The organism is Microcoleus sp. S36b_A4 (assembly GCF_036700645.1).
Taxonomy (GTDB): Bacteria; Cyanobacteriota; Cyanobacteriia; order Cyanobacteriales; family Microcoleaceae; genus Microcoleus.
Genome location: NZ_JAUBPI010000151.1, coordinates 1 through 9,022, shown reverse-complemented (window position 1 = coordinate 9,022; position 9,022 = coordinate 1). Strand labels below are relative to the sequence as shown.

Annotated in this window: 3 protein-coding genes and 1 pseudogene; 3 read left to right on the top strand and 1 reads right to left on the bottom strand. The window is 46.1% G+C overall.

All coding sequences use genetic code 11. From position 1 onward, the window contains the following. Nucleotides 1-157 precede the first annotated feature (157 nt). The gene (locus QUA03_RS27435) at nt 158-3,340 is read right to left on the bottom strand and encodes a two-partner secretion domain-containing protein (protein ID WP_333216677.1); all 3,183 of its coding nucleotides are present in this window, start codon (nt 3,338-3,340) and stop codon (nt 158-160) included. Nucleotides 3,341-3,930: 590 nt separating this feature from the next. On the opposite strand from QUA03_RS27435, the gene QUA03_RS27430 reads away from it, so the two are divergent. The 3 genes and pseudogenes from QUA03_RS27430 to QUA03_RS27420 form a co-directional block, all read left to right on the top strand. Next, on the top strand, nt 3,931-5,613 hold the full coding sequence (locus QUA03_RS27430) for a M10 family metallopeptidase (protein WP_333216675.1): 1,683 nt from the start codon (nt 3,931-3,933) through the stop codon (nt 5,611-5,613). 458 nt (nt 5,614-6,071) lie between these two features. Further along, on the top strand, nt 6,072-8,786 hold the full coding sequence (locus tag QUA03_RS27425; protein ID WP_333216673.1) for a CHAT domain-containing protein: 2,715 nt from the start codon (nt 6,072-6,074) through the stop codon (nt 8,784-8,786). Between the two features lie 38 nt (nt 8,787-8,824). Continuing rightward, a pseudogene (locus tag QUA03_RS27420) lies at nt 8,825-9,022 on the top strand (IS630-like element ISAcma28 family transposase); the annotation flags it as partial.

Here is a 9,022-nt window from a genome sequence, read left to right as displayed (position 1 = left end):
GGGGTAAAAAGGCGATCGTTCCTTGTAGTGCAAGGGTTTGTGAGATTTGAACATTCCCCCTACTGGGGGAACTTCAGGTAAAACAAGTTGATGTCGCGATGCTTGAACCTGAAATGGCAACCCACCTGAAGATTGGGTACATATTTTTGTTAGTGAATTAATAACATTCTCGACTCATAACAAGTTTCCCATTCGGCAGTCGATACACGCCTTGGGGTTCTACAATTGGGTCGCCTTTTTGCCAAGAACGATTTGAGGATGTGGCGTCACTGGGTAAAGTTTCTATGTCTACTGTGGGAAAGTCGGACATTTGGACATCTCCGGGGCGCTGGGGTAAGCCACCCGTACCTGTGACGGTAAAACTTCCCCTCGTTGGTCGTGAACGCCGGACAATGCAGCTAGAGGCCAGAAGGCTGTCGGTGTTAATCCGATTTTCCGGTAACTCGGTGAGACTGTTTTGGATGAAGGTGGTATTGGGTAGGGTAATAGTTCCAGAAGCAAGAGTACCAGTGGCGTTAATATCGACTCGATTATTGCGTGAGAGTGTACCAGGGTTAATATCGCGAGGTGCTGGACGGTAGCTTTCGCCGAAGAAGACAGGAGTGTCGAGGGTGATATTCCCACCTCTGCCTTCACGGGCAAAAGCGAGGATATCGCTGTCGTCGAAAGCGAGGATGGAGTCAGCTTTTATGTCAATGTTGCCACCGCCTCCTGCACCTGAGTTAACCGTGCTGGTGATGTCACTGTTGCCCGATAGGCGAATATTAGAAGCTTTGATGTCGATACTTCCCCCGGAAGATCGAACGGAGGTGGTTGAGATCGTGCCATTGTTAGCTTGTAGGGTATCGCGGGCTGTAATGTTGATATTGCCTGCTGTTCCTTCTCGCGTGCTGTAGCTGGATACCTCCGCCCGATCGCCCACCAGCAAGCGCCCCGTGTTAATGCTCAAATTCCCTGCATCCCCACTCCCTACACTAGGGGTAAACAAGCCACTGGGAAGACTACCATCGGCTGATGTACCAATCACCTCAACCGAATCAGCAGCCGTAATTTGCAAGTTGCCGCCGTTGCCTGAACCTCTAGTACCGGCTGATACTTGTGCCCCATCGCGCACCAGTAAGCGCCCCGTGTTAATCATCAAATCCCCTGCATTCCCACTCCCTTCACTCTGAGCAGACAAGCGACTGCCCCTCTGACCATCGGCTGATCTACCAATCACCTCAACCGAATTTGTTGCCGTAATCTGCAAGCTGCCACCCTTGCCTGAACCTTCAGGATCGGTTGATACCTCTGCCCCATCGCTTACCAGCAAGCGCCCCGTGTCAATCCTCAAATTCCCTGCATTCCCACTCCCAGAACTAGAAGCCAACAAGCCACTGGGAGACTGACCATTGGCTGAGGTACCAATCACCTCAACCGAATTTGTTGCCGTAATCTGCAAGCTGCCACCCTTGCCTGCACCTCTAGTATCGCCTGATACCAACGCCCCATCGCTTACCAGCAAGCGCCAAGTGTTAATCGTCAAATCCCCGGCATTCCCACTCCCTGGACTAGCGGTAAACAAGCCACTGGGAAGACTACCATCGGCTGATGTACCAATCACCTCAACCGAATCAGCAGCCGTAATTTGCAAGTTGCCGCCGTTGCCTGAACCTCTAGTACCGGCTGATACTTGTGCCCCATCGCGCACCAGTAAGCGCCCCGTGTTAATCATCAAATCCCCTGCATTCCCACTCCCTTCACTCTGAGCAGACAAGCGACTGCCCCTCTGACCATCGGCTGATCTACCAATCACCTCAACCGAATCAGCAGCCGTAATTTGCAAGTTGCCGCCGTTGCCTGAACCTCTAGTACCGGCTGATACTTGTGCCCCATCGCGCACCAGTAAGCGCCCCGTGTTAATCATCAAATCCCCAGCATCTCCACTCCCTAAACTATCAGTAAACAAGCCACTGCCAAACTGACCACTCGTGGAGGTACCAATCACCCCGACTCCTTCAGCAGCCATAATCTGCAAGCTGCCACCCTTGCCTGAACCTCTAGTAGCGGCTGATACCTGTGCCCCATCGCGCACCAGCAAGCGCGGAGTGTCAATCGTCAAATTCCCAGCATCTCCACTCCCTAAACTATCAGTAAACAAGCCACCGCCAAACTGACCACTCGTGGAGGTACCAATCACCCCGACTCCTTCAGCAGCCGTAATCTGCAAGCTCCCACTGTTGCCTGAACCGTAAGTAGCGGCTGATACCCCCGCCCCATCGCGCAGCAGCAAGCGCCCCGTGTCAATTCTTATGTCTCCTCCAATTCCCGTTCCTGTGTCAGCCACATTAGCCGTCAGGTATGAACCCTCACTCAGCTCAACCTCTGTTGCGCGTACCAGTACCTGTTTGCCATTTTCTGCCCCCAAGGTGTCAGCCCAAATATTCGAGCTTTGTGTCATCGAAAACCGCCCACCGCGAATCTGAACATCACCGCCTCCTTCTCCACTGGCATCCACAAACGCCCCGTTTGATAATGAGATATTGCCAAAATTATTAATTGAGTCATACCCTAGAACAAAGTTGTTCCCACTAGAACTCAAACTTACTTCTCCCACTCGGGCCACACTGCCGAGTTCAATGCGTCCTCCGGCTGCTGTCAGTCTCCCGGAGTCTAGGAATACATTCCCACCAACTAGCGCTAAAGTTCGACCCGGTTGCACCTGTAGCCCTGGGGGAAGACCTCCTGAGTTAGGTTGATTAATTAAACTTGGTGCTTGCGATCCATTAACAATGGGTTGAGCAGCAACGGCATTAAACCACAAAGCTGAGGGACTGACGCTGAGTAAATTACTCGAACTCGGTTGTGAAGCGTTAAATAGTCCGGTATCCCCTAACTTAACGGCATTCGCTGTCGTTGCCAAAAATGAACCCTGCAGGTCTAAACTGGCAGATGGCCCGAACACAATGCCGTTTGGATTGATCAAAAACAAATTAGCAGTGCCTAAAACCCCCAACCGTCCCAAAATATCCGAACGGTTCGCCCCGGTTACGCGCGAGAGAATGTTTTCAATTCCTGCTGGATTGGCGAAATAAGCGCCTCTTCCTTCTAAAACACTCAATTGTTCAAAACTGTGGAACAGATTAGCGCCTCGTATTGCGCCACCATCAATGCGATCGCTAGGAATACCCCGTATATTGACCTTGGGTGTAACGACAGAACTTTCAGCACCTAGCGTATTGTCAGGCACGATTTGGGCGTTAGCGCGATCGCCCCCTCCTACGAGCAGTGTCCCAAATATGGCGACGCAACCCCCAATCTGCCACTGCCAACACCGATCGAACCAGCTTTTAGCAATCATAGGTTGGTTTCTAAAACATATTGATAAATCTATCACTAAAGTTTCTTTTTGAGTGGCCTTAACTCACATCTTGCACATACCCGATAAACAGCCTCCAAATAAATTTCGGGCTGAAAGCTTAAGTTCGCTTTTAAACCCCACCTAAACGTAAGCTGCTTAAGAAATGGGGGTCTCTAACCCATTTTTAATTATAAATAATTAATCGTCTAAAATCAGAATTTTTCTAGCCCTATAAATAAGGCAATTTTGGGAAACTAAGCACTCTATTTACGAATTCTCTGCGATTGCACTGACAACCAAAATTATGAGATAAAAGGGCGTGAAATGCCTTGAGAAAAGCAAGAAAAATGCAAACAATTCTTGCCCATGCCCAGCAAGCGAGTCCACACCTTACAGTCGTTGATGCCTTCAGAGTATCAGCGCGATAATGTCCCGCTAACATTGCAGGCTTATGCAAGCTTGCCTGCACAAGTATGTATTTTTATTAGTTGGGTTATGTCATTAAGTTGGCATAGAAGGTTAATGCGTTCTTTCTATTTGACCTCCTATCCTATAAATCACGCAGATGAAATTATTAGGAGCAACCAACTATGCCTTCTGAAATAACTTTTGGAAAAACAACTTCTTCTACAAGTCCCTACATTGAAAATGAGTTGGAGGTCAAACCCATCGCGACCATCCCAACTGATATTGCATTCCAGGCAGACCTTAATAGCAAAGGTTTTGCAGATGCTCGTGGAGGCACACTATCCCAGATTTCAGAAATTGCTAAGTTACCTGTTGGCAATAAGGATTTCACAGGCAATGTCTACATTGATGGCATTCTCTGGGGTGGGAATTATTGGAAATCAGGTTCATCGTCAACAACAACGATTGATTACTCTTTCTGGAATTCCCAAACTGCCAGTTTTGATGACGCCTACTACGACGACATCGCCCAAAACCCCTATGACTGGTTTTCAGGGGAAAAAGCTTCTATGGTAAACGCTTTAAACAGTTGGTCAGCGGTTGCCAATATTCAATTTGTGAATGCTGGGGACAATAATGAATCAGCTACCCTTGGCTTCTATAACGTGGATAATGCCGATGCGGATGATAACTTAGGAATGTTCTGTCCTCCTGGAACAGATGGACAGGGAATTGGCTATTTCAACTGGGAAGGAGAGGGTTGGAATACTAATGGAATAGTGCAAGGTAACTTTAACTTCACCACTTTAATTCATGAACTTGGACATGGATTAGGGCTGGATCACCCCCATAGCAATCAAGGCGGTTCATCAATTTATCCAGGAGTTACCGCCGCCTTTGGTGATACAGGGGACTATGGCTTGAACCAGGGCGTTTACACCACCATGTCCTACAATGATGGGCTAGTTTACAGTGGTGGCGCTCCAGGTACACGGGACTACGGCTATCAAGGCACACCTATGGCGTTTGATATTGCTGCTATTCAGTATCTTTATGGGGCAAACAACAGCTACAAAACTGGTAACGACACATACTTCCTGCCCACTGCCAACCAATCAGGTACCTATTATTCTTGTATTTGGGATGCTGGCGGAATTGATACTATTAGTGGTGTGGGGGCACTATCGGGTGTCACGATTGATCTCAATGAGGCCTCGCTCAACACTGCTGTAGATGGAGCAGGTGCTGGTGGTTATATCTCTTCTGCCGAGGGCATTTTTGGCGGATTTACTATTGCTAATGGTGCAATAATTGAGAATGCCGATGGTTCTGCTTTTGCCGATCTGATTACTGGCAATGAGTTCAATAACATTCTCAACGGTGGGGCTGGCAATGACTATTTAATCGGCGAGTCTGGTAATGACACCCTTAATGGTGGGGCTAGCAATGACTATTTAATCGGTGGCAAGGGCAATGACTCTCTCGTGGGTGGCAATGACAAAGATATCTTAACTGGTGAGAGTGGGAGCGATCAATTTACCTACACGGATCTCAGTCAATCCTTGTTATACAACTATGATGTGATTACTGACTACTCTATTGGTGACCAAATTGATGCTCCTAGTTATATAGTTGCAGCAACACTCACTACCCCTGTTGGTAATGCAGCTAGTTTGAGTGAAGCAGCTATCTCTACTTTACTAACCAGTGGTGTGTTTACAGCTAACAGTGCTGAAGCATTTACAGTTTCCGATCTAGCCGGAACCTTCATCGCTTTCAATGACGCAGTGGCTGGATTCAATTCTGCAAATGACTCCCTCATTTTCCTCAAGAATTATCCGCTTGGCTCTGTTTCAATTGTTTAGCAATTGAGCTAAGTCAGGCAGCATTTCGGACACTTTTGACTCGAATTTTGTGTTGTCTCTTTCTCTGGTAGAGTGCATGATTTTCTCCTGAGTTTAAGTTTGGCTATGCTTAGCACAACAGCTTGAAAACCTAGTTTTTCAAGCTCAGTGGTTATATAGCAAGTCTGAATCATTGGTACAATTCGATCGATTTCAAAAAATACTAACTTGCGATCGAACAGTTGGACAAGCCTTCGATCGCCATCGCTCGCAGAAGAGAGAACACCCCACATTATTATAATCACGCGATCGGGAAATGTTCGCTCGATCGACAATAATCAATGTCGAAGTCAGGCATTCACCTGTTATGCTAAGTTAATTGCAAACCCAAGCTAGAAAGGAGTTTAAACTCCAGCTTGGTTTTGTGGCAAAAAATCGAGAATTAAAATCTTCATGAAAACCTACCATAGCTTACTACTATGCCAAGCCGACATTGCCGATTCCGTGTCCGCCATGTTCTGGTAATTTTATTCCTAACCAGTCTCACCATTTGTCTGTGGCTGAGTCATGTTTCTTTTAATCCTTTACAACTAAGATGGCCAGAAGTAGCAACCGCACAGTCTGCCAATCCCAGCCAAATCGTACAACAAGGAATCGAACGATATAAAACAGGAGACGTGCAAGGCGCGATCGTACTTTGGCAAACCGCCTTAACCGCCTATCAAAGCACTAACAACCGTGCTAACGAGGCGATCGTTCGAGAAAAACTAGCCATAGCTTATCAACAAATCGGTCAATTCGGGTCAGCGATCGATTATTGGAAAGGTGCGATCGACAACTATCGTTCCTCTGGAGATTTCGTGAAGGTGGGACGGTTACTCACAGAACTCGCTCAAACCTACAGCCGTTTGGGGCAAAATAGAGAAGCGAGATCGCTTTTATGCGGTGCTTCTGAGGCTGATGAAATTTGCCCTAAAAGTGAAGGAAGTGCTTTACAAATTGCCGAAAAATTTAGAGATCGCCAGGGAGAAGCGGCGGCTTTGGGAAGTTTGGGAGAAGCCTATCGCCTCACAGGAAAGTACGATCGAGCTATTGAAACTATCGAGGCTAGCTTAAAGATTGTCGGGGAAATTAACTCCCCAGTTTATCGCGCCTCAGTGCTTAATAGTCTCGGTAATACTTACTTTAGTAAAGCTCAACTGAGCGAGCAGCGTGCTGATTCTGCTAAGTTCAGAAATGCAGAAAATAAGGCTAATGAATTCATTAAATCAGCTACTGCCGATTACACAAAAGCTTTAGATTATTTCGAGATCAGTCTCGAACAGCGTCGCACTCAAAACGATCGATCGAGTCAAATGCGATCGCTTCTCAATTTGATTCAACTTTATTATCGATCAAAATATTTTAAGTTACCCGATCGCACTAATAAGGCTGAGCAAGCATTGCAAGAAGCTCTAACTCTACTTAATATCATCCCTGATTCTCCCAATAAAGTCTATGCAGCAATCAATTTAGCCGAAATAGAACAACCTGTTGATTCTATTAATTATACTTCATCTCAAGCTCAATGTCAGCCGCGAAAACTCAACGAATTGCAGGCAGAAGAACTCCTGCAAAAAGCTGTTTATATTGCTCGAGGCATTAAAGATTCTCGCTCCGAATCATTTGCGTTAGGTAAACTAGGTCATCTCTACGAATGCCGCAAAGACTACAATAAAGCCTTAGATTTTACCAAACACGCAAGATTGGCAGCCGACCAAAACTTACTTGCTAAAGATAGTCTTTATTTGTGGGAGTGGCAAGCGGGACGAATATTTAAAGCACAGGTGAAAGAATCTGAGGCAATTGCTGCTTACGAACGCGCGATCGCAACTTTAGAAGGTGAGGGAGGTATTCGAGACAATTTGTTAATTACCCAGCGAGACTTGCAATTTAGCTTTCGGGATACGATTACTCCTCTCTACCGTGAGTTTGCTCAGTTAAAGCTAGAGCGTGCTGAAGCGCTGCCCATTGCAAGTCAAGAGTACCAAAAGGAACTCGATTCTGCACTCAACGCGATCGATTCTTTGAAACTAGCAGAATTGCAAAATTACTTCGGCAATGAGTGTGTCTTTACCGTTTTTGAGCCAGAACGAGTTGATGACTTAGAAAGAGAAGACACTGCTGTCTTTAGTTCTATAATTTTGGACGATCGAACGGCGATTGTGGTGAGTTTACCCAACTCTGACGAGAAGGGAAAGCCAAATACGGAAAGAAGATTTAAACGGCTAGTCTGGATAAACGATAGTAAAAAACTTACAGAAGAAATCAAAAAGTTTCGTATAGAAATTCAGAAATTTTACGATCCTACTGACGCTTTTTTAACACCAGCACAAAATCTATATAACTTGCTGATTCGCCCTTTCGCCTCCGATTTAACACCAACAAAAATTAAAACTCTCGTTTTCATCCAAGATGGGCTATTACGCAGCGTACCGATGGCTGCGCTCCACAATGGTGAAGAATTTCTAGTTCAGAAATACGCCATTGCTACGACTCCCGGTTTGCGCTTGACATCTCCTCAACCCCTAAATTTTCCAAGTCGGCGGACGCTAGCTTTGGGCTTAACCGAAGCCGCTACCGTTGATGGTGAAAAATTTAAGGCTTTGGCAAATGTCACCGATGAAATCGATCGAGTTATAAAGCTATTTCCAGGTAGCAAGAAACTCTTGGACGAACAATTTACTCCCGAGAGCTTAGAGCAAGAACTTAAACAAACGGCTTACCCGATTATTCACATTGCCACTCACGGTCAATTTGGCACTATTCCAGAAGATAGCTTTCTAGTGACAGGTAATAACGAGAAGATTACAATTACTCAGCTAGAGAGTGATATTCGCCGCTTTAGTAAAGGTACAGAGCCAGTGGAGTTGCTCGCACTCACGGCTTGTCAAACGGGTATAGGAGATGACCGTGCGACACTGGGAATGGCTGGCATTACGGTGCAAGCAGGCGTCAGAAGTGCTTTGGCTTCTCTTTGGTATGTTGATGATGCTTTTACACAAGAATTAGTCGCTAAGTTTTACGAGAACTTGGGCTTGCAAATGAGCAAAGCAGAAGCCCTAAAGGAAGCACAGAAGGCGCTGGTCGATCGAAACAAGAATATACACCCCGCTAAATGGGCCTCCTTTATCCTTATCGGTAACTGGCTATAGAGCGAAATTAGGTTGTTTTTGCTGTAATTATCAAAGTAATGATTAAATATTTCGGAACAGGACATCCTGTAAGGATATGGTGTCAGAACGAGAGTAGATTTGGATTGATTACTATGCAGGGCAGGGTGATTACATTGAAGGGAATAAAACCAGCCGGCAAAAAGCAATGGAAGCGAGGAAACTTCTATGTTTATGGAGTTGTAGAGCCATCAACAGGTGAACAATATTATCAAGAA